At 45.2% G+C, this 21,292-nt stretch carries 13 protein-coding genes; 8 read left to right on the top strand and 5 right to left on the bottom strand.

The features are described 5' to 3' along the window. The first annotated feature begins 109 nt into the window (after positions 1–109). Positions 110–1,933 carry a glutamine--fructose-6-phosphate transaminase (isomerizing) gene (gene glmS, locus H3S94_RS07305; protein ID WP_077992228.1) on the top strand — a complete coding sequence of 608 codons (1,824 nt, stop codon included), beginning with the start codon at positions 110–112 and terminating at the stop codon, positions 1,931–1,933. Between the two features lie 55 nt (positions 1,934–1,988). On the opposite strand, the gene H3S94_RS07300 is transcribed toward glmS, so the two are convergent. Beyond that, positions 1,989–2,903 carry a phosphodiester glycosidase family protein gene (locus H3S94_RS07300; RefSeq protein WP_198240674.1) on the bottom strand — a complete coding sequence of 305 codons (915 nt, stop codon included), beginning with the start codon at positions 2,901–2,903 and terminating at the stop codon, positions 1,989–1,991. A gap of 3 nt (positions 2,904–2,906) precedes the next feature. Then, the gene (gene recG / locus H3S94_RS07295) at positions 2,907–5,015 is read right to left on the bottom strand and encodes an ATP-dependent DNA helicase RecG (RefSeq protein WP_198240673.1); all 2,109 of its coding nucleotides are present in this window, start codon (positions 5,013–5,015) and stop codon (positions 2,907–2,909) included. Positions 5,016–5,734: 719 nt separating this feature from the next. On the opposite strand from recG, the gene dnaE reads away from it, so the two are divergent. After that, positions 5,735–9,223, top strand: coding sequence for a DNA polymerase III subunit alpha (gene dnaE, locus H3S94_RS07290; RefSeq protein ID WP_198240672.1), 3,489 nt, complete (start codon positions 5,735–5,737; stop codon positions 9,221–9,223). Positions 9,224–9,357: 134 nt separating this feature from the next. Here dnaE and H3S94_RS07285 read toward each other — a convergent pair whose 3' ends face one another. Continuing rightward, entirely contained in the window at positions 9,358–10,527 is a 1,170-nt protein-coding gene (locus H3S94_RS07285) for a cystathionine beta-lyase (protein ID WP_198240671.1), read from the bottom strand. A 182-nt stretch (positions 10,528–10,709) separates the two neighbouring features. Between H3S94_RS07285 and H3S94_RS07280 the strand changes: the two genes are divergently transcribed. From H3S94_RS07280 to H3S94_RS07265, 4 genes are read left to right on the top strand one after another with little or no spacing between them, the layout of a single operon-like run. After that, complete coding sequence (locus tag H3S94_RS07280) at positions 10,710–11,741, top strand: amino acid ABC transporter substrate-binding protein (RefSeq protein ID WP_077992218.1); 1,032 nt, start codon at positions 10,710–10,712, stop codon at positions 11,739–11,741. A 46-nt stretch (positions 11,742–11,787) separates the two neighbouring features. Continuing rightward, entirely contained in the window at positions 11,788–12,966 is a 1,179-nt protein-coding gene (locus tag H3S94_RS07275; RefSeq protein WP_077992216.1) for an amino acid ABC transporter permease, read from the top strand. Between the two features lies 1 nt (position 12,967). Further along, complete coding sequence (locus H3S94_RS07270) at positions 12,968–14,128, top strand: amino acid ABC transporter permease (protein WP_077992214.1); 1,161 nt, start codon at positions 12,968–12,970, stop codon at positions 14,126–14,128. 49 nt (positions 14,129–14,177) lie between these two features. Then, complete coding sequence (locus H3S94_RS07265) at positions 14,178–14,891, top strand: amino acid ABC transporter ATP-binding protein (RefSeq protein WP_246786462.1); 714 nt, start codon at positions 14,178–14,180, stop codon at positions 14,889–14,891. Here H3S94_RS07265 and H3S94_RS07260 read toward each other — a convergent pair. Together H3S94_RS07260 and H3S94_RS07255 are read right to left on the bottom strand one after the other, a co-directional pair. Further along, on the bottom strand, positions 14,886–16,124 hold the full coding sequence (locus tag H3S94_RS07260) for an FAD-binding protein (RefSeq protein WP_198240670.1): 1,239 nt from the start codon (positions 16,122–16,124) through the stop codon (positions 14,886–14,888). The two genes, H3S94_RS07265 and H3S94_RS07260, sit on opposite strands and share 6 nt — an antisense overlap. Positions 16,125–16,154: 30 nt before the next feature. Continuing rightward, the gene (locus H3S94_RS07255; protein WP_198231121.1) at positions 16,155–16,418 is read right to left on the bottom strand and encodes a zinc-finger domain-containing protein; all 264 of its coding nucleotides are present in this window, start codon (positions 16,416–16,418) and stop codon (positions 16,155–16,157) included. Between the two features lie 680 nt (positions 16,419–17,098). Between H3S94_RS07255 and H3S94_RS07250 the strand changes: the two genes are divergently transcribed. Both H3S94_RS07250 and ppx read left to right on the top strand, forming a co-directional pair. Then, positions 17,099–19,318 carry an RNA degradosome polyphosphate kinase gene (locus H3S94_RS07250; protein ID WP_198240669.1) on the top strand — a complete coding sequence of 740 codons (2,220 nt, stop codon included), beginning with the start codon at positions 17,099–17,101 and terminating at the stop codon, positions 19,316–19,318. A 7-nt stretch (positions 19,319–19,325) separates the two neighbouring features. Continuing rightward, entirely contained in the window at positions 19,326–20,840 is a 1,515-nt protein-coding gene (ppx, locus tag H3S94_RS07245) for an exopolyphosphatase (RefSeq protein WP_198240668.1), read from the top strand. Positions 20,841–21,292: the final 452 nt, after the last annotated feature.

The raw sequence follows: 21,292 nt of genomic DNA, 5'->3' as shown, positions 1-21,292 counted from the left end.
ATTAAAAATGTTCTAAAAGAGGCCACGCGGAACAAACGAAGCTGGTAAACAGTTAATCGGGTGGCTTTTGTCAAACTGGTTTATTTTTTGATCCGGAGCGGAGTTATATATGTGCGGAATAATTGGAATCCTGGGCAAGCAAGACGTTGCACCTCTTCTGCTTGACGGATTAAAAAGACTTGAATATCGCGGTTATGACTCGGCAGGGGTTGCAACAGTCTATCAGAAACATCTTGGCCGGTTGCGTGCTCCTGGAAAACTCGTCCATTTAGAAGAAAAATTGGCGAAAACGCCGTTAAAAGGCAATGTCGGGATTGGTCACACGCGTTGGGCGACCCATGGTGCTCCGATCGAGCGCAACGCCCATCCCCAGATGACTGATAAAGTCGCTGTTGTTCACAATGGTATTATTGAAAATTTTGCCGAATTACGTGACGAATTGATCGCTGACGGCTGTGTTTTTGAATCGGATACCGATACCGAGGTTCTTGCCCATCTCGTCACAAGAGAAATCAAGGGGGGGTTGACACCGGTTGAAGCAATGCGCGTCAGTTTGAAGCGGTTGCGCGGTGCATATGCTGTTGCACTGATTTTTGAAGGTGAAGAAGATTTGATGATTGCCGCACGTTTCGGCCCGCCGCTTGCTATCGGCTATGGCAAAGGTGAAATGTTCGTGGGATCAGACGCAATAGCACTTGCACCTTTTACCAACAGAATAAGCTATCTCGAAGATGGCGACTGGGTGGTACTTACCCATAATAGCGCGACAATCTATAATTCTGATGACCTCGTCGTCGAACGTGATATTTCTACCTCGTCGGGCAACGAGTTTCTCGTTTCAAAAAGCAATCATCGCCATTTCATGCACAAGGAAATGTTTGAACAGCCGGAAGTGATTTCGCATACGCTTGCGCATTATCTTGATTTGGGTAATGACAAAATAAATGAAAATGCAAACCCTATCGACTGGAAAAACGTTGAACGTTTAAGCTTTGCAAGTTGCGGTACAGCCTATTATTCAACTTTGGTTGCACGTTACTGGTTTGAAAAATTATGTGGGTTGATCGTCGAAAATGACGTTGCTTCGGAATTTCGCTATCGCGAGCCACCTATGACAGACAAAACTTTGGCGATGTTTGTTTCGCAATCCGGCGAAACAGCCGATACGCTTGCTTCCTTGAGATATTGTCGGGCAAAAGGGGTGAAAACCGCCACAGTTGTCAATGTTCTGGAATCGACTATGGGAAGAGAAGCGGACTTCGTACTTCCCACGCTTGCGGGACCGGAAATCGGCGTTGCCTCGACCAAGGCTTTTACCTGCCAGTTATCTGCACTGGCTTCGGTTGTTTTGACTGCAGCAAAACATCGCGGGACACTCGATCGCGCAATGGAAACGAAACTCGTTCGCCAACTTGCCGAATTGCCGCGAATTATAACCGATGTGTTGAAGCTCGATAGCGATATTGAAGAAATTTGCAGAGATCTAATGACTGTAAAAAATATTCTTTATATCGGTCGTGGCACATCTTATCCGATTGCATTGGAAGGTGCACTCAAGCTTAAGGAACTTTCCTATATCCATGCGGAAGGTTATGCGGCGGGAGAACTGAAACACGGCCCGATCGCGCTGATAGATGAAACCATGCCAGTCATCGTTGTCGCCCCTCATGATAGATGGTTTGATAAGACCGTTTCCAATCTTCAGGAAGTGGCGGCACGTGGTGGGCGTATTATTCTCATTACCGATAAAGAGGGAGCGAACGCGGCCGGAATAAATAGTCTGTCAACAATTGTTATGCCGGATGTTCCCGAATTTATCGCACCGATTGTATATGCTGTTCCGGTTCAGTTGATTGCCTATCATACGGCTGTCTTGCTGGGTACAGATGTCGACCAACCAAGAAACCTCGCAAAATCGGTAACAGTTGAATAAATCAACAGGATGTAACAGGTAGAGATCATTCCGGCCTGCAAAAGCAGGAATGATCTCATTGACCGGATTTTGGAACGGTTCTCTCCGGCTCAAGCGGGATCGTGACAGCGATAATCGGCCCCAGTCCATACCACCAATCATAACGCTTCAATTCCGGTGCATAGAGGCTTGAAATCGAACCATCGAGAAAAAGCGCGTTCGGCGTTTTCATTTCGTCACGAAAAAAACGCGCGAATTCATCAAAATTCACTCGTCCTTCCGAATTGACAAAGACCACAGTTCCATCTTTTTTAACACCGACGCCGTTACGGTACTCAAGATAGGGAGAGTTTACGATAAAACGGGGATGGATTTTGTTGTCTATGACAAGCATAGGCCCCGATTGCGTTGCAATATCGGGTTTTATTTTTGACTTCAAAAAACTGTCTGTATCCATAACGCCGGCGGTTTTATTTGCAATAAAGAAAATTCCGTTCGGCTTCATATGGAAATTTCCCGGCCCGTCTCTGGTTGACACGGACTGAAGTGTTTTACCATTTTCAATATATAACCCGACTGCCGAAAAATCTTTGTGATACATACCGCCATTTACCGCAAAAGCTATGCTTTGCCCGCGTTCATTCAGGTATTTTTCGACGTTGCGGAAATATTTGAATGGTTGCCCATCCTGATTGTTGAGAAAAAGTGAAATGTTGTTTTTGCGTGGATCGACTTCACATACGACATAAGACTTGTTTTCAAATTTTTGATGGAAACAAAAATTCGGTCGGGTTCTATTCTGCCGGTCTTCATCTGTCTTATTTCTGTTTTCGCTTTGCTCGCCACCGACTGATGACTTGCTCGAACTGTCAGGGGGCGTTGCGGGTTTTTCGACCAAAGGAGGTTGTCTAAAAAAGAGAAAGCCTCCAACAGTCACCAATATTCCCGTTAAAGCAATCAACAATGGTGTAATGATGTGGTTTTTTTTCATATTTTATCCGGCTCGCAGAAGTCTGATTGCTCCATCCTTTCTAAAAAGATAAAGCAAAAGGCGTAATGCTTGACCGCGTTCGGAAATCAAATGCGGGTCTTTTTCCAATATCAACTGCGCATCTTTTCTGGCAATAGTCAGTAAATCGCTATGAACTTCAAGGTCTGCCATATGAAATTCCGGAAGTCCTGATTGACGGGTTCCGAGAACCTCGCCTTCGCCGCGAAGCCGCAAATCTTCTTCAGCAATGCGGAAACCGTCTTGAGTCTCGCGCATAACATTCAGTCTCGCCTCGGCAATTTTCCCGATCGGAGCCTTGTATAGCAAAATGCAGGAAGATTGCTTGTCTCCTCTGCCTACCCGCCCTCGTAATTGATGGAGCTGGGAAAGACCGAATCTTTCGGCATGTTCTATGATAATGATTGATGCATCCGGCACGTCTACCCCCACTTCAACCACAGTTGTGGCAACAAGCAGACGGGTTTTTCCTTCCTTGAAGTCTTGCATGGCCTGATCTTTTTCCGAACCGGTCATTTTCCCATGTACAACGCCGACAATGTCACCGAAACGTTGGTGGAGAAATTCAAAACGTTTTTCTACCGATGTCAGCTCCAGACTTTCGGATTCTTCTACCAAGGGACAGATCCAATAAATCTTGTCTCCTCTTTGGAGCGCGACATTCACCCGATCGAGAAGTTCTCCCAATCGCTCCTCCGGTAATATAGCGGTGATTACATTTTTTCGTCCCGCCGGTTTTTCCTTCAATATCGAAACGTCCATGTCACCGAATGCCGTCATTACCAAAGTGCGAGGAATGGGGGTCGCAGTCATAACCAGCATATCCGGATGCACACCTTTTGCGAGCAGGTTTAAACGTTGGTGTACGCCGAAACGGTGTTGTTCGTCGATAATGGCGAGTGACAAATGATGATAATCGACGCTTTCCTGAATAAGCGCATGTGTACCGATTATAATGTCGGTTTTGCCGTTTTTTATATCGTCCAGAACTTGCTGGCGCAGTTTACCTTTTTCGCGGCCGGTAAGTAAAACCGTCTTAAGGCCGATGATTTCTGCGAGTGGCGCAATTGTCGCAAAATGCTGTTGGGCCAGAACTTCAGTAGGGGCCATCAAAGCCGATTGACCATTATTTTCCGCAACCTGAGCCATTGCCATAAAGGCAACAACGGTTTTTCCGGAGCCGACATCCCCTTGTAAAAGCCGCAACATCGCTTCATTCGACGCGAGGTCTTTCGATATTTCGGCAAAGGCTTGATTCTGGCCTTGGGTCAAAGTGAAGGGAAGGGCATCGCGTAATTTTTGCGTATAGGTTCCCTTCAGAATATTGGCTTTTCCGGCAAGTTTTTTTGTTTTATGGCGAACCAGCCCAAGTGCCAATTGGCCAGCAAGAAATTCGTCATAAGCAAGACGCTTACGTGGTAAACTGTCAACCGGAAGATCAGAGGGATCAATCGGTGTGTGAATTTTGTGCAAAGCAACGTTGAACGAAGGAAGACCGAATTGCTTCACCATCGTTCGATCAATCCATTCCGGCAATAATGGCAACCTTGCGAGAGCCTCTGTGATTGCCCGTTGCAACGTTTTTGCCGACAAACCCGCAGTCAATGGATATACCGGTTCGATGAGCGGGAGTTTTTCATTTCGGGATGCCGGAATGATATAATCCGGATGAATCATTGAAAGCTGGCCGTTAAAACGTTCAACTTTTCCAGAAACAACCACTTTTTCGCCGATCGGAAGTTGGCTTTGTAGCCAGCTTGTCTGGGCATGGAAAAAAACCAGGGTGATCTCGCCCGTTTCGTCATGTCCAATAACCCGATAGGGCAAACGTTTGTTGAATTTCGGTGGTTCCTGATGATAGTCGACGACAATTTCAACAGTTGTAACAGTGCCATCTATCGCATTGGCGATGCCGGGACGTTGTCTGCGATCAATCACCGAATGAGGCATGATTTGAATGAGGTCAATAAGCCGTGGCTCATCTTGCGCCGCGTCAATACCAAGCAATTTGGATATTGAAAGGCTCACTTTTGGTCCTATGCCGGGAAGGCTTCGTATTGTCGCAAAAAAAGGATCTAATATTGTCGGGCGCATGGGGATAAATCTAGCGGGAGTTGGTTATATTTACCAGTATCGACAATTATTTTTTTGTTTGAATCGCAATTTAATATCAGATGCAACGGTTCTAACTCGGTGGCTATTCAATGGTTCTGCGTCAAGAACCAATGGAAAAGATCAAGATTCGAGAAGAGTGAAAAAGTGAAGAAGTAATGTGAGGAGGGCGGATGCCTGTTTATTTCTCCGCTCATATATGGCTCATCATTTCCCTTCTTTTGTGCCGATCAACGAGTTCAAAGGCAAAAATCTTTTTTCAGCCAGAATGACTAAAAGCATGTTCTATCATTTCTGCTTTTATCCGAAACGTAAAAAACAACAAACCCCGATCGCCGGCAAACCTGAAAAAACCGGAAGGGTAATGATTTGTTAAGCATGAGGTCAATCATGAAAATTGATACTTGAAATAAGAACAAAACACGAACATAAAGGATACATAACATGAAAGGAAAAGATGATGTCCGATATTCTATATGATGTGTTATCCTTCATTTCTGTGAGTTTGTTCGTGACAACCGTGGGAATTTGGTTGATAACGTTCTAGTTTGAAGGAAGGCTTTTGTGCGATAATCTGTTGGCAGGTTGGGGTATAATGCCGACCATAACGGTAAGCCCGCCGCCATTGGGGGCATAAAGTTCGAATTGTACAAAACCGGCTATTCAGGATTCAATGATCGGGAAAAATAGAAGGCATAAACGTGTCAGACGATAGCAAAAGCAACAAGGAAGAGGCGATAGAGCGCCCGCGTTTTATCCATTTAAGGGTTCATTCGGCTTATTCATTGTTGGAAGGTGCATTGAAGGTCAAGGAGGTTATCAAATACGCGCTTCATGACGGGGCACCGGCTATTGCAATGACCGATACCAACAATCTTTTCGGAGCGCTTGAATTTACCCAATATTGTTTTGCCGATGGTATCCAGCCTATCATCGGCTGCCAGTTGGCTATCGATTTTGAAGATGTCGGCTATGATCCGCGAATTACCAAATGGCGTTATCCTTCCGATTTTACCTCTATTGTTTTGCTGGCAGCGACCGAGACAGGTTATAAAAATCTGGTTCATCTTGTAAGCCGTGCCTATCTTGATAAGAGTGAAACCGATCCGGCCAATGCAAAAATAGAATGGGTCGAAGAACTGGGTGAGGGGATTATTGCTCTTACAGGCGGGCCAAACGGGCCGATCAATAGTGCAATTGTAGCCGATAAAAAAGAACGTGCAGTCGAACGGTTGCAACGCCTTCAAAAAATCTTTGGCGATCGTCTCTATATGGAATTGCAACGCCATGGCAATTATGACCATGTAACAGAGGCGGAAATCGTCGACCTTGCCTATAAATATGGAATCCCGCTTGTTGCAACAAATGAAGCCTTCTTTAAAGATAAAAGCGGTTACGAAGCGCATGATGCGCTATTGGCTATTGCCGAGGGACAAATAGTATCCAATCCGGACAGACGACGTGTAACGCCTGACCATTACCTCAAATCACAGGACGAGATGGTCAAACTATTTTCTGATCTTCCCGAAGCTGTTGACAATACGGTTGAAATTGCGTTGCGCTGCCATGCCTATACGCCGACAAGGAAGCCGATATTGCCGCGTTTCACAGGTCAATCCGATGACCCCGAAGCGGCTGTGAAAGCGGAAGCCGACGAAATGATACGGCAGGCAAGAGAAGGGCTGAAAATGCGTCTCGAAACAGCCGGACCATCGGAAGGTTATACAGCCAAAGATTATGAAGAACGGCTGGAATATGAAATTTCCATTATCACAAAAATGCAATTTCCCGGCTATTTCCTTATCGTTTCCGACTTTATCAAATGGGCAAAAGCCCATGATATTCCGGTCGGGCCGGGGCGCGGTTCTGGTGCCGGTTCGTTGGTTGCCTATGCATTGACCATTACCGATATTGATCCATTGCGTTTTTCATTGCTGTTTGAACGTTTTCTTAATCCGGAACGCGTTTCCATGCCGGACTTTGACGTGGATTTCTGTCAGGATAGACGTGAAGAAGTTATTCATTACGTCCAGTCGAAATATGGGAGTGAACAGGTTGCCCAAATTATTGCACTGGGTAAACTTCAGGCAAGGGCTGTTATTCGCGATGTCGGTCGCGTTCTCGAAATGCCTTATCGGCAAGTGGACTATCTTTCCAAATTGGTGCCGCAAACCCCCGGTAACAATGTAGAACTCGCAAAAGCTATCAAAGATGAACCGAAATTCGAGGAAGAAAAGAAAAAAGACCCTCAGGTAGGGCATCTTCTCGACATAGCTTTGCAACTTGAGGGGCTATATAGACACACATCCACACATGCCGCCGGTATTGTTATCGGTGATCGTCCGTTGTGGCAATTGGTGCCAATGTATCGAGATCCGCGCTCGAACATGCCGGTTACCCAGTTCAACATGAAATTTGTTGAAAAAGCAGGTCTGGTCAAGTTCGACTTTCTTGGTTTGAAAACATTGACTGTGTTGAAGACAGCAGTCGATTTTGTGGCTCGCAAAGGAATAAAAATTGATCTGTCCCATATCCCTCTGGACGATAAACTGACATACGACATGTTGACACGGGGTGAAACCGTTGCAGTATTTCAGGTTGAAAGCGCGGGGATGCGGAAGGCTTTGATCGGCATGAAGCCGGATCGTATCGAGGATATTACCGCCCTTGTCGCGCTTTATCGCCCCGGACCAATGGAGAACATACCGACTTATATTGCCCGTAAACACGGCGAAGAAGAAATCGCTTCCATTCACCCGAAGATCGATTATCTCGTGAAGGAAACGCAAGGCGTTATCATCTATCAGGAACAAGTGATGCAGATTGCACAGGTTCTTGCAGGTTATTCTCTCGGACAAGCTGATCTTTTACGCCGCGCAATGGGTAAAAAAATCCATGAAGAAATGGAACGTCAACGCGTACACTTTGTTGCCGGTGCTGTCGAACGTGGTGTCGATAAAAATCAAGCAAATTCGATTTTCGATTTATTGGCAAAGTTTGCCGATTACGGTTTCAATAAATCGCACGCTGCCGCTTATGCATTTGTTTCTTATCAAACAGCGTATATGAAAGCGCATTATCCGGTCGAGTTTCTGGCTGCATCTATGACCTATGATATGAACAACACCGAAAAACTCAATGATTTTCGGCGCGAGGCAAACAGGCTTGGTATTGAAGTGGTTCCGCCTTCGGTTCAGACATCCTACCGTGCTTTTGAAGTTGGCGAAAAGCGTATTTATTATTCGCTTGCAGCGATCAAGGGGGTGGGGGAGCCGGCAGTCAACCATATTGTTGAAAAAAGAGGCAATAAACCGTTCAAGGATTTGGAGGATTTTTGCGAAAGGACTGATCCGCGCATCGTAAACAAAAGAGTGATGGAAAGTCTCATCCATGCGGGAGCCTTTGACTGTTTTCATATTCCGCGTGAAGTGTTGATTGCCGGTATTGATATGATAAATGCCCGTTCGATGCGGGTACTTGATGATAACCGGAGCGGTCAAACCGATATTTTCGGTATGAGCGACGGTCCCAAAGAACCGCTGATGTTGCCGCAGGCCAAACCTTGGCTACCGGCGGAAAAACTTCATCATGAATTTCAAGCGATCGGTTTTTACCTCTCTGCCCATCCACTTGATGAATATAAAGATGTTTTGCAAAAGCTGCGCGTACAAAACTGGAGCGACTTTTCCAATGCCGTTCGTCGGGGTTCTACTGCCGGACGGCTTGCCGGAACCGTCAGCGCAAAGCAGGTGAGAAAAACAAAGTCGGGCAAGAAAATGGGTATTATCCAGTTTTCAGACCCTACCGGTCAATTTGAAGCAATCCTTTTTTCTGAAGGTTTGAGCGCTTATGGAGATATGTTGGAACCGGGGCAATCGGTTGTCATAACCGTAAACGCAGAGAATCGGCCTGAAGGAATCAGTTTACGCATTGAAACCGTCCAATCTTTGGAACAAGAAGCCGAACGTATTCATAAAACAATGCGCATATTTGTGCGTAATGCCGCAATGGTTGAAGAAATCGGCAGTAGCCTTGAACGTGGCGGAGATGGAGATGTCGGATTTATTGTTATCAAGGATAATGGAGCCCGCGAAATCGAGGTTTCTCTACCTCATAAATATCGGGTAACGCCGCAGGTGGCCGGAGCCATGAAAGCCATTCAAGGTGTGGTCGATGTTGAACTCGTCTAGCGTTGAAAAACCGGCTCAACAAATAACAATAAATAACAGTTAAATAACATTAATTATATGACATGAAAAAACATATAGGCAGGCAAATTCATTGCCTGCCCGATGGAGAATTACCAGCTTTTGACAGGCCTTGTTTATAGCCCTGTTGCTGCCAATGCCTGTTCAAGATCGGCTTTCAAATCTTCAAAATCTTCAAGGCCTATCTGCAAACGTAACAATGACCCCATGTAAGAGTGTTTGACAGTCCTGTCGCCCAGATAAACTTCAACGGCCAGGCTTTCATAGCCTCCCCAGGAATATCCGAGTTTGAAAATTTTGAGCGAATTGAGAAAAGCATGGGCTTCTTTCTCGCCACCGCCCTTCAACACAACTGAAAACAGCGCTGAAGCGCCTTTGAAATCCCGCTTCCATAATTCATGACCTTTGTGGCTTTCCAATGCGGGATGAAGGACTTGTGCAATTTGTGGCATGGTTTCAAGCCAGCGGGCGAGGTCAAAAGCTGTTTTGCTCTGGTGAGCAAGTCGAATTCCCATGGTTCGCATCGACCGCAGCGTATTATATGCGTCATCGCCGGAAACGCTCATTCCTAAAAATTTATGCGTATCTTCGACAATTTTTTTTGTTCTCTCGTTGGCCGATATAAAGCCGATGAGAATATCGGAGTGGCCGACGGGATATTTTGTACCTGCGGTTATCGAAATATCGACACCGTGTTCAAGCGGTTTGAAATTGAGTGGCGTAGCCCATGTATTATCCATAAGAACAATGGCATCACGGGCATGTGCCACCGCCGATATGGCCGGTATATCCTGAATCTCGAAAGTATTCGACCCTGGCGATTCGGTATAGACGACTTTTGTGTTAGGCTTCATCAACTGTTCGATTTCAGCACCGATGGTCGGGTCATAATATTCAACGTCAATTCCCATTTTTTTAAGCATATTATTGGCAAAACGACGTGTCGGGCTGTAAATGGAATCGGCAATAAGTACATGGTCGCCCTGTGCCAACGTCCCTAACAGCGGAACCGTGATGGCAGCAAGACCCGAAGGCACTAAAACTGTTTTCACCGCTCCTTCAAGCATATTGACGGCTTCACATAACGCATCTGTTGTAGGCGTTCCGTGCGTGCCGTAGGTGTATCGCTGATTCTCGGTTTTCAAGGTTGCAGCATCGGGGAACAATACCGTCGAGGCATGAACAACCGGTGGATTGACAAAGCCGAAATAATCGGCGGGGTTATTTCCGCAATGGGCGAGTTTGGTATTGATGCCAGACGGGTTGGATATTTTATTAACGGTCATCAACTGTACTTTCCAATTTTTAAAACCACGTTATATTTTACCTTTGATAATTCATGATAAAGGTCAAGCAAAATCTGTTCGCTTTTAGCCTTAATGATAGTATGCAATTTGCTTGACCTTGGGATAATTATGCTTTTCGATAGCCGTTAAGACAGATTTTTGCAAACGCAGGAGAAGACGTTATGTTTTTCAATACTTATATCGCCGCTATCGGCGTTGCTCTCACGGCCATCGGCACCGTTTCGGCCTCCGCCGGCACACTGGACGATGTTAAGGCAAGGGGATATTTACAATGTGGTGTCAGCACCGGACTTGCCGGTTTCAGTATCCCCGATGAAAAAGGTCATTGGACAGGTTTTGATGTCGACTATTGTCGGGCAGTAGCTGCGGCCGTTTTCGGTAGTGGCGACAAGGTGAAGTTTGTACCTCTGAGCTCCAAAGAACGTTTTACGGCACTTCAATCAGGCGAAATCGACGTTTTGATCCGTAATACGACATGGACGATCAACCGCGAAACTGCTTTGGGACTAGATTTTGTGGGCGTCAATTATTATGACGGTCAGGGCTTCATGATTAATAAAAAAAATCTTGAAGGTGTAACGTCTGCACTCCAATTGTCGGGAGCTTCGATCTGCGTCCAATCCGGCACATCAACTGAGCTCACACTTGCCGACTATTTCCGCAACAATAAAATGGAATATACGCCGGTTGTTTTTGATAAGTTTACCGAAGTCAATCAGGCTTATGATGCCGGACGTTGCGACGTTTATACGACCGATCAGTCCTCTCTTTACGGTTTGCGTCTGCAATTGAAAAATCCGGAAGACCATGTTGTTTTGCCGCAGATTATTTCCAAAGAACCGTTTGGTCCGGCTGTACGGCAAGGCGACCCGCAATGGGCAGATGTCGTGCGTTGGACACATAATGCACTTTTGAACGCCGAAGAATTCGGTATTACACAGGCCAATGTCGACGATATGCTAAAATCCGACAATCAGGACATCCGTCGTTTGTTGGGCGTAGAGCAGGGCAATACAATCGGCAAAGATCTGGGACTGGAAAACGATTGGGTTGTCAAAATCATCAAGTCTACAGGCAATTATGGTGAAATTTTTGAACGCAATATCGGGCAGAACACCCCGCTCAAGATCTCTCGCGGCATTAACGCGCTGTGGACCAAAGGCGGGCTGCAATATGGCCTTCCCATACGCTGATAATTATTTATTGTTCTAAATATTGCCAATGCCAAAACACAGCACAATGATGTCTGGACGTTCTTTAAAGGTGGAATTGGGTGCCTTTTTAAACGTGCGTTCACTTTCATCATTTGCTGTGCAGTGCCTGGTCATTATTGCATTATTTCTCGTTATTCGATGGATCACACATAATACAATTGTCAATTTGCGTGCCTCGAATATTGCTTCGGGTTTTGATTTTCTCGATAAAAGAGCGGGATTTAATCAACCATCAAGTATCATTCAATATGACGACAATGCAACGAATGGCGAAGTGATTGAAGCAAGCCTCGTCAATCTGGTTTTTATCTCCGCAATCAGCCTGATAACCGCTACATTTATCGGATTGTTTATCGGCATCGGGCGCTTATCCAATAATTGGCTGATAGCGAAACTTTCACTCTGCTACGTCGAATTTTTCCGGAATATTCCGCCTCTGGTACTGTTGTTTTTCTGGTCGATAGGGGTAATGCAAATTTTACCTCCCGCCAGACAAAGCCTTCATTGGGGTGCAATCGCGATCAATATACGGGGGATTTATTTGCCCCGTCCCGTATGGGGTGAGCATACGGGCTTATTCATCGTGATTTCAATTCTGTTGATCGCGGTTGCGGTAGGACTTCATTTTCGTGCCCGCTACATGATAAAGGAGAGGGGATTGACCTCTATCCGATGGTGGTATGGTTTCGTTATCGGCGTTTTATGTCCGGTCATTTTGTTTTTCTTGTTAGCGTATCCCACCTCATGGGATATTCCGGCGTTGAAAGGTTTCAATTATAGCGGCGGTTACTATATCTCGCCGGAGTTCCTGTCACTTTACCTTGCTTTATCAATCTATACAGGAGCACTTATTGCAGAGACGATAAGGGCGGGCATTCAGGGCGTTGATAAAGGCATGTCAGAAGCGGGATCTTCGCTGGGGTTATCAAACGGTCTCATTATGCGTTTGATTATTTTGCCGCTCGCACTGCGCATTATTATTCCACCGCTGGCAAGCCAATATATGAACCTCGTCAAAAATACTTCTTTAGGCGCAGCAGTCGGTTATTCCGAACTGATGATGGTTTCAAGCACAATAATGGAGCGAACCGGACAATCTGTCGAGCTTGCGGTGATATGGATCGAGGTTTATCTGGGATTGAGCATCGTTGTTTCACTCTTCATGAACTGGTTCAACCGTCATATGGCTCTGGTGGAGCGTTAAAATGGTCGGGCGTTACGTTCAAACCGAATTTATTCCGGCTTCTCCTCCCCCTATTCTTGACAGGGGTATCTGGCATTGGCTGCGGAAAAATCTGTTTTCCACACCGCTTAACTGCGTAATCAGCATAGGACTTGTTTTTGCGATCACCTATATCATGGTTCCGCTGGTTAATTGGTTGGTTGTCAACGCAGTCTGGACCGGCACCGATCGTCAGGCGTGCACCACAGTCACACAAGGCGGGCTGATGCCGGATGGTTGGAGTGGGGCATGTTGGGCCTTTGTCAAAGCCAATTTCTGGCAGTTTATCTATGGACGGTATCCGGATGGTGAACGTTGGCGGGTCAATCTCACGGCGCTCGTCGTTATTATTATTAACCTGCCGCTTCTTATACCGTCCGTTCCGCTCAAAATAGCAAATGCACTTGTGTCACTTTTTGTTGTTCCGGTGATTGGCTATTTTCTGCTTTTTGGCGGGCACTTCAATTTGCCGACAGTGGAAACGCAATTATGGGGCGGCTTGCTTGTAACCCTTACAATTGCCTATTGCAGTATTACGATTTCGCTGCCATTGGGAAGCCTGCTCGCACTTGGCCGACGTTCAAAAATGCCGGTTGTCCACCTCATTTCGGTCATTTTTATTGAAACCGTTCGTGGCATACCATTGGTTGCCGTGCTGTTTATTGCAAGCGTTATGTTACCGTTATTTTTGCCGCAAGACATGACGTTCGACAAATTTTTACGCGCCCTGATCGGCGTTGCACTCTTTACTTCCGCCTATATTGCAGAAGTTGTGCGTGGCGGTTTGCAAGCCATACCACGCGGTCAATACGAAGCTGCGGAAGCATTGGGGCTTGGCTACGTCAAGACAATGCTGCTTGTTATTCTGCCACAAGCTTATAGCCTTGTGATACCCGGCATTATCAACGTGCTCATTGGCATGTTTAAAGAAACAAGTCTCGTTTATATTATTGGCATGTTCGATCTTTTGGGGATTGTGCGACAAGCCATTCAACAGGCGCAATGGAGCACTCCGCAAACGCCTTTAACGGGAATGGTCTTTATCGGTCTTGTATTCTGGATATTTTGTTTCGGCATGTCGCGTTATGCTCATTTTATCGAGAGGCGCTTGAATGCACCTAAAGTCAATGGTGCGGAAGGATAGATCATTGCGGAAAAGTCGCGACGAAAAAGATAAGCAATTGGAAGTATCCATGCACCATGTCAATAAATGGTATGGTCGGCTACATGTTTTGCGCAACATTAATCTCGAAGTCAAACCGAAAGAAAGAGTAATTATATCCGGTCCTTCCGGTTCCGGAAAATCCACATTGATACGGTGTATCAACGGGCTTGAACGCGCCGAAGAGGGCGAAATAACGGTAACAGGTATTCCGCTTAAACATGGAATGTGGAGTCTTAATAAAATACGACGCAATGTCGGAATGGTTTTTCAACATTTCAACTTGTTTCCACATTTGACGGTGCTTGAAAATTGTGTGCTTGCACCAATCTGGGTCAAGCATGTTGGTCGTCGCAAAGCCGAAGAGCAGGCGATGCATTATTTGGAACGGGTTAAAATACCCGATCAGGCCAACAAATATCCGGGGCAACTGTCCGGAGGACAGCAACAGCGTGTTGCAATCGCCCGTTCGCTCTGTATGGAACCGCGTGTCATGTTGTTTGATGAACCAACTTCGGCTCTCGATCCGGAAATGATAAAAGAAGTTCTCGATACAATGATCGATTTGGCTGAAAACGGCATGACAATGCTTTGCGTTACCCATGAAATGGGCTTTGCAAGACAGGTGGCCGACCGTGTCATTTTTATGGATGAGGGGCAAATTCTCGAAGTTGCACCACCGGATGAATTTTTCGATCATCCGGTGCATGAAAGAGCCAAAGCATTTCTAAGCCAGATATTATGAACCCGTTAGCTTACGGGCTGCGCTCTCTGCATCATACCCGTAAAGCCAGTCGAGACCTGCCATAAAACTTTCGGAAGAGCGGAATTTCATTACAACATTGCGAGCAAAAGCTACCGGCCCTGTTGCATGATATACGAAACTGTTAAATGCTCCCCGTTTATTCACCGCCGCTACACGCGGTGTGCGAAGAGTGCTGTAAAGCCTCATCGCATCGGCAAGTGTCAAGTTTTTGTTTGACAACAACTCGGCAAGAGTTGCCGAATCCTCGATTGCCATAGCAGCTCCCTGCGCCGCAAACGGTAAAAACCCGTGCGATGCGTCGCCGACAAAAACGCGAAAGCGATTGTCGGAAAACCGATGAGGAAGCATCTGGAACAATGGCCAATAAGTCCATTTTTCAACAAGATTGAAAATATTTCTTATTTCGGGATGCCAATCATTGAAATGTTTGAACAAATCGTTCTTGTCGCCTTCACGCGACCAGCTTTCACCCGGATTATTTCCTCGTGTAATTGCAACAAAATTGAACGATTTACCAGCCTTTAAAGGATAACCGACAAGGTGATTATCAGGCCCCATCCATGCAACGACCGTCTTTACATCGGCAAATGAGCGGATAAACTCCTTGGGAAGTGCATCTATATCGATTGTTGCCCGCCATGCGATAAAACCGCTAAAACTTGCGTGATCGTCAAGCGGCGGGAACTGTCGCATTTTTGACCAAACGCCATCACAACCAATAACCAACGGTGTAACAAAGCGGTCATCTTCGCCCTGATGATCGGAGCGGATTTCCGCCAATTGCGGTGTTTCTTCGGATATTGCGGTGACTTTTTCAGATAATCTTATATCAATAAGAGAATTCTGTTTTGCTTTTTGATAAAGCACATTTTGGAGATCTGCGCGGTGAATGGTGATATATGAGCCGTGCCACCGGCGTTCCGACACATCTTGTAAATCCACCTGAAGAAGTGTTTTAGCCGAAAGACCATCTCTTAATTCGAGAAAGCGGGCTTTCACACCCAGATCCGTCAACTGGTCCAGCACATCCCATTTCATTAACAGTCTGGTAGCGTTTGGTGCCAGTTGAATACCGGCGCCGACTTCTTCAAGGTGATCGCGGCTTTCAAGAACAAGAGAGCTTATTCCTTTTTCAGCCAATGCCAATGCCGAACTTAATCCGGCGATTCCTGCCCCCACTATGATTGGTTTTTCCTGGTTTTGCCAATCCATAGCTTATTCCTTGTATAGTGATTTTAACGATTATCCCGCTTTTTTATAGTTAATTTGCTCCGGATCAAAAGTGCAGTTGGCCGGCTTTGTTTCCAGTTCTCCAAGAGAAGGATTAAACCGGTAGAGCGTTGAACAATAAGAGCAAATCTTTTCGTCATCAGCTCCCATATCAATAAAGACATGTGGATGGTCAAAAGGCGGGTTGGCACCCACGCACATGAATTTCTTTACGCCGATTTCAATCATTTTATATCCGCCATCATTCTGGAAATGTGGAATGTGATGATCTGCCATGTCAGAACTCCATGTAACAATTGGATTGAAAGTGCAAAACCGCACTGCCGTTGATAACGTTTCTTTCTATAGCCTAATTGTTAGGCGATAGCCAATAGTTTGTAACGCAGGTTTGCCAAACTTTGTAGCCTTAGCTCTCATAGAAAAATACATAAAAGTCGTTTTACCGGATTACCGGCGTATCGCCCAAGATCGAAACTTAAAGCATTTATAATAAATGTCATGAAAAAATAATAAATAATTTTATTATTAAAAACATACATAACAATAACATTTTATACGTTTTTTAATTAAAAATTTTTTATATATAAATTTAAAAAAATTATAAAAATAAAAATTCAATTATAACTCAAAAACTAAAATTATTTGTATTTTTTCTTGTAAAAAACTGAAGCAATTTATCAATTTTTTCAATTAATATGCTAATAAAAATTGGTTTCATTCAAATATTTTTAAAATTCAAAAAATTTATGCCGATTGAGAAAGATCGCAATAGAAACATTGGATAAGATCAATATTAATATCAAAAAGTTGATATAGGATTTGTCATTAACGAGCGCGCGTTGTAAACTTTTTTCGCGGGTCATAAAGACCTTATGATTCAAAATATTTTTGTTTGACGCGGGCTGATGTAATCAAGTCGGTTGCAACATAAAACATCAGATTGAAGGGAAAAGCATATGGCTTTACGTACAAAAAACTCATCAAATTCAGAGATAAAGCAACCAAATGCCGAAACCATCAATATGGAAACTCCGGAACGCTTTGTAAATCGGGAATTTTCCTGGCTACAGTTCAATAATCGCGTATTGATGGAAGCAGCAAATAAAAAACATCCTCTTTTGGAACGCTTGCGTTTTGTATCGATTTCGGCAACAAATCTCGATGAATTTTTTATGGTGCGTATTGCCGGCCTTGCCGGTCAGGTGCGTGCAGGCATTGTTACTCGTAGTGCCGATGGCCGCACGCCACAAGAACAACTCGATTTTGTACTGGCCGAAGTTGCCCGGTTACAGGCTAACCAGCAGCAGGAATTGCGGGCTTTGCGTCATGAGCTTGAACAAGAAAAAATTGTTATTATTCGTCCCGACCGCCTGACCGCGACTGAAAAATCATGGCTTGAGAACCATTTTCTGGAAACCATATTTCCGGTGCTTACACCCCTTTCAATTGATCCGGCCCATCCATTTCCCTTTATACCCAATTTGGGTTTTTCAATTGCGCTTCATTTGTTGCGTCGTGCAGACCATCAACCGATGACAGCACTCTTGAGGCTGCCAACGGCTTTGAAACGCTTCACACTATTGCCTGATGAAGGACAAGGTTACCGTTTCATTTCGCTGGAAGATATTGTGAGCCTTTTCATAGGCAAATTGTTCCCCGGATATGAAGTCAACGGGGCAGGGACATTTCGTGTTATTCGCGATAGCGATATCGAGGTTGAGGAAGAAGCCGAAGATCTTGTTCGATTGTTCGAGAGCGCATTGAAACGCAGACGCCGCGGACAGGTTATCCGTATCGAATTCGACGCGGAGATGCCCGATGATCTACGCCAATTTGTAACGACCGAACTCGGTGTACCTGATAACCGTATCAGTGTTCTTGACGGTTTGCTAGCACTCAACATGATTTCGGAAATTGTTTCTATTCCGCGTGAAGACCTGAAATTCATTCCTTATAATCCGCGTTTTCCCGAACGTATAAGAGAACATGCCGGAGATTGTTTTGCCGCAATCAAAGAAAAAGATATTGTTGTTCATCATCCCTATGAATCGTTTGATGTTGTTGTACAGTTTTTGCGTCAGGCAGCGGCAGATCCGGATGTTCTTGCCATAAAGCAGACTCTTTATCGCACGTCCAATGACAGCCCGATTGTGCGCGCACTGATTGACGCCTCGGAAGCAGGTAAATCGGTTACAGCTCTGGTTGAACTGAAAGCCCGTTTTGACGAGGAAGCCAATATTCGTTGGGCGCGGGATCTGGAACGCGCAGGCGTACAGGTTGTTTTCGGTTTCATCGAACTAAAAACCCATGCCAAAATGTCGCTTGTCGTACGGCGCGAAGAAAACCGGTTGCGTTCCTATGTCCATCTGGGAACCGGTAATTATCACCCGATAACTGCCAAAATTTATACCGATTTATCTTTCTTCACCACAGATGATGACATAGGACATGATGTTCAGTTGATTTTCAATTTCATCACAGGCTATGCACAACCTGACGAGCCTATGAAGCTTGCATTTTCGCCTTTGACGTTACGTCGTCGCATTTTAGGACATATTGAAGACGAAATTGCGCATGCAAGAGATGGCAAACCTGCTGCAATCTGGATGAAAATGAATTCACTCGTCGATCCGCAAATTATAGATGCGTTATATCGCGCCGGACAAGCGGGTGTTCAAGTTGATTTGGTGGTTCGCGGAATCTGTTGTTTGCGTCCCGGAATACCCGGTTTTTCCGAAAATATTCGTGCCAAGTCGATCGTCGGCCGGTTTTTGGAACATAGCCGCATTTTCTGTTTTGGAAACGGTGAAGATTTACCGAATGAAAATGCGATTGTTTATTTTGGTTCGGCCGACATGATGACCAGAAATCTTGACAGACGCGTTGAAACGTTAGTACCGGTATTCAACAAAACCGTTCATCAGCAAATACTCTCGCAAATTATGTTGGCAAATATAATAGACAATCAGCAGAGCTTCGAGATATTGAGCGATGGAACATCCCGGCGTATTACGCCACTTAAAGGTGAGAAACCATTTAATGCGCAGGAATATTTCATGACCAATCCGAGTCTTTCGGGACGGGGAAAATCTCTGAGATCTTCTGCTCCGCGCATTATTGCTCTTCGTCGCCAACAAACCGATGCGTCAAGTGCAGAAACAACGGATAAAGACTGAAATATAAATGGATAATTCTGTAGCTCAGGGCCGATTAAAAGGTCGAAAACCTGTTGCCGTCATAGACATCGGATCGAACTCTGTTCGTTTGGTTGTCTATGAAGGTCTGGTGCGTTCCCCGACTGTTTTGTTTAATGAAAAAATCCTTTGCGGTTTGGGAAAAGGCGTTGCAAAGACCGGTTGTCTCGAACCCGAATCTGTCGAGATGGCGTTAAGAACATTGCGGCGCTTTCATGCAATTTGCGAGCAAATCGGTGTGTCTGCAATTCACACATTGGCAACGGCTGCTGCACGCGAATCGAAGAATGGCCCTGCATTTATAGAAGACGCAGAAAAGATACTTCAAAACCGCGTAAAAGTTCTAACGGGGAAAGAAGAAGCAACCTATTCTGCCTATGGAATTATTTCGACTTTTCATCATCCCGACGGCATTGCCGGTGATTTGGGCGGCGGTAGCCTCGAATTGGTGGATATTCATGAAACAAAAGTTGGCGATGATGGCATTACCTTGCCGCTTGGTGGATTACGCCTTCAGGATATGTCGGATAACAACCTTTCAGAAGCGACAAAAATTGCGCGTAAATATCTGAAAAACAGTGAAATTCTGTCAAAAAACAAGGGGCGTAATTTTTACGCGGTGGGCGGTACATGGCGCAATTTGGCCAAACTCCATATTGCTGTCAAACGTTATCCCTTACCTGTTATGCATGCTTATGAGGTAGAAGCATCCGATATGGATTCTTTTCTTCATAGGGTAACCAAAGGCGAGATAGAACAGCTAAAAAACATTTCTGCTATCTCCAAGAACCGTCGCCAGTTATTGTCTTATGGTGCAACTGTTCTGACAGAAGTTTTGCGGTGTCTGGCGCCAAAGAAAGTTATTTTTTCCGGTGCCGGTGTCAGGGAAGGGTTTATGTTTTCGCAGTTGACGCAAAAAGTGCAGAGTGAAGATCCGCTGATTGCGGCATGTCAGGAAATGGCAACACTTCGTGCCCGCTCTCCTGCGCAGGCTTATGATCTTATCGGTTTTACCAAAAATGCTTTTGAAGTTTTTGGCGTCGAGGAAAATGAAGAACAAAGGCGTTATCGCGAAGCGGCCTGTTTGCTTGCCGATATTGGTTGGCGTTTTCATCCCGATTATCGTGGCGATCAATCAGCCAATCAGGTTGCATTCGGCCCTTATCCGGGAATTACGCATCATGGACGTGTCTATGTGGCCTTGTCGGTTTTCTACCGGAATGAAGGTCTTTTCGTGGATGAAGATGCACCGGCAATCATAAAATTGGCAAATAAGGAAATGATAGAGAGAGCGCGTTTTCTAGGCGGACTTATGCGGGTTGCAAACCTGTTTTCGGCTTCAACCGCCGGTATTTTGCCTGATTTGATATGGAAATCGCAAGAAAAGAAGATAGTTCTGACAATTCCGAAGCGACACGCCGACCTGATCGCTGAACGGCCTTTGGGACGATTGCAACAACTTGCTAAAATAACCAATAAAGAATTAAGCTATCTGGTTGTTTGACATGTCAGGAAACTGAACTTTCGCCATTTGACTAAGGTCAAGGTTCGGGAACATTGATCGAATGGGAAAAGAGGCCGCCAACACTTGAATCCAAAATCGGATTTAACTTTACATAACCGCCAAACCGGAACGAAACGAACCACCTCGAAAAATTGGGAATCTGCCGTTTCGGTCGCCACAAACATCATGAAGTTAATCGCATGATGAAAGTCGGTCTGCGTTGATTTTGATAAATAATGTGTAACGGTTACCTTCGCTTATCAATGATAGAAATTGCCTTACTGCTCTTCAACTTTTGATCTATTCGGAAATCACTTTTGATCTATCCGGAGATGAAATGTGTTATCAGCGTGTATAGAGTTGCTCTTGTGGTGCAAGGTCTGTTTCTCCGCTTATTGCGTCTTAAACGTTGAATAATGAGACAAATTCCATTCCGGTTGAGGTTCCTTTAA

This window comes from Bartonella sp. B10834G3 (genome assembly GCF_016102505.1).
GTDB lineage: Bacteria > Pseudomonadota > Alphaproteobacteria > Rhizobiales > Rhizobiaceae > Bartonella > Bartonella choladocola.
Note: the sequence above shows the minus strand (reverse complement) of the source record. Positions and strands in the feature narration are given on the sequence as shown.

Excerpts from the sequence above, each read along its gene's own strand:
- H3S94_RS07270 (WP_077992214.1), top strand. The coding sequence starts at position 12,968 with ATGGTCGGGCGTTACGTTCAAACCGAATTTATTCCGGCTTCTCCTCCC.
- H3S94_RS07285 (WP_198240671.1), bottom strand. The coding sequence starts at position 10,527 with ATGACCGTTAATAAAATATCCAACCCGTCTGGCATCAATACCAAACTC.
- recG (WP_198240673.1), bottom strand. The coding sequence starts at position 5,015 with ATGCGCCCGACAATATTAGATCCTTTTTTTGCGACAATACGAAGCCTT.
- H3S94_RS07250 (WP_198240669.1), top strand. The coding sequence starts at position 17,099 with ATGGCTTTACGTACAAAAAACTCATCAAATTCAGAGATAAAGCAACCA.
- H3S94_RS07265 (WP_246786462.1), top strand. The coding sequence starts at position 14,178 with ATGCACCATGTCAATAAATGGTATGGTCGGCTACATGTTTTGCGCAAC.
- H3S94_RS07300 (WP_198240674.1), bottom strand. The coding sequence starts at position 2,903 with ATGAAAAAAAACCACATCATTACACCATTGTTGATTGCTTTAACGGGA.
- glmS (WP_077992228.1), top strand. The coding sequence starts at position 110 with ATGTGCGGAATAATTGGAATCCTGGGCAAGCAAGACGTTGCACCTCTT.
- H3S94_RS07275 (WP_077992216.1), top strand. The coding sequence starts at position 11,788 with ATGATGTCTGGACGTTCTTTAAAGGTGGAATTGGGTGCCTTTTTAAAC.
- H3S94_RS07280 (WP_077992218.1), top strand. The coding sequence starts at position 10,710 with ATGTTTTTCAATACTTATATCGCCGCTATCGGCGTTGCTCTCACGGCC.
- H3S94_RS07255 (WP_198231121.1), bottom strand. The coding sequence starts at position 16,418 with ATGGCAGATCATCACATTCCACATTTCCAGAATGATGGCGGATATAAA.
- H3S94_RS07260 (WP_198240670.1), bottom strand. The coding sequence starts at position 16,124 with ATGGATTGGCAAAACCAGGAAAAACCAATCATAGTGGGGGCAGGAATC.
- ppx (WP_198240668.1), top strand. The coding sequence starts at position 19,326 with ATGGATAATTCTGTAGCTCAGGGCCGATTAAAAGGTCGAAAACCTGTT.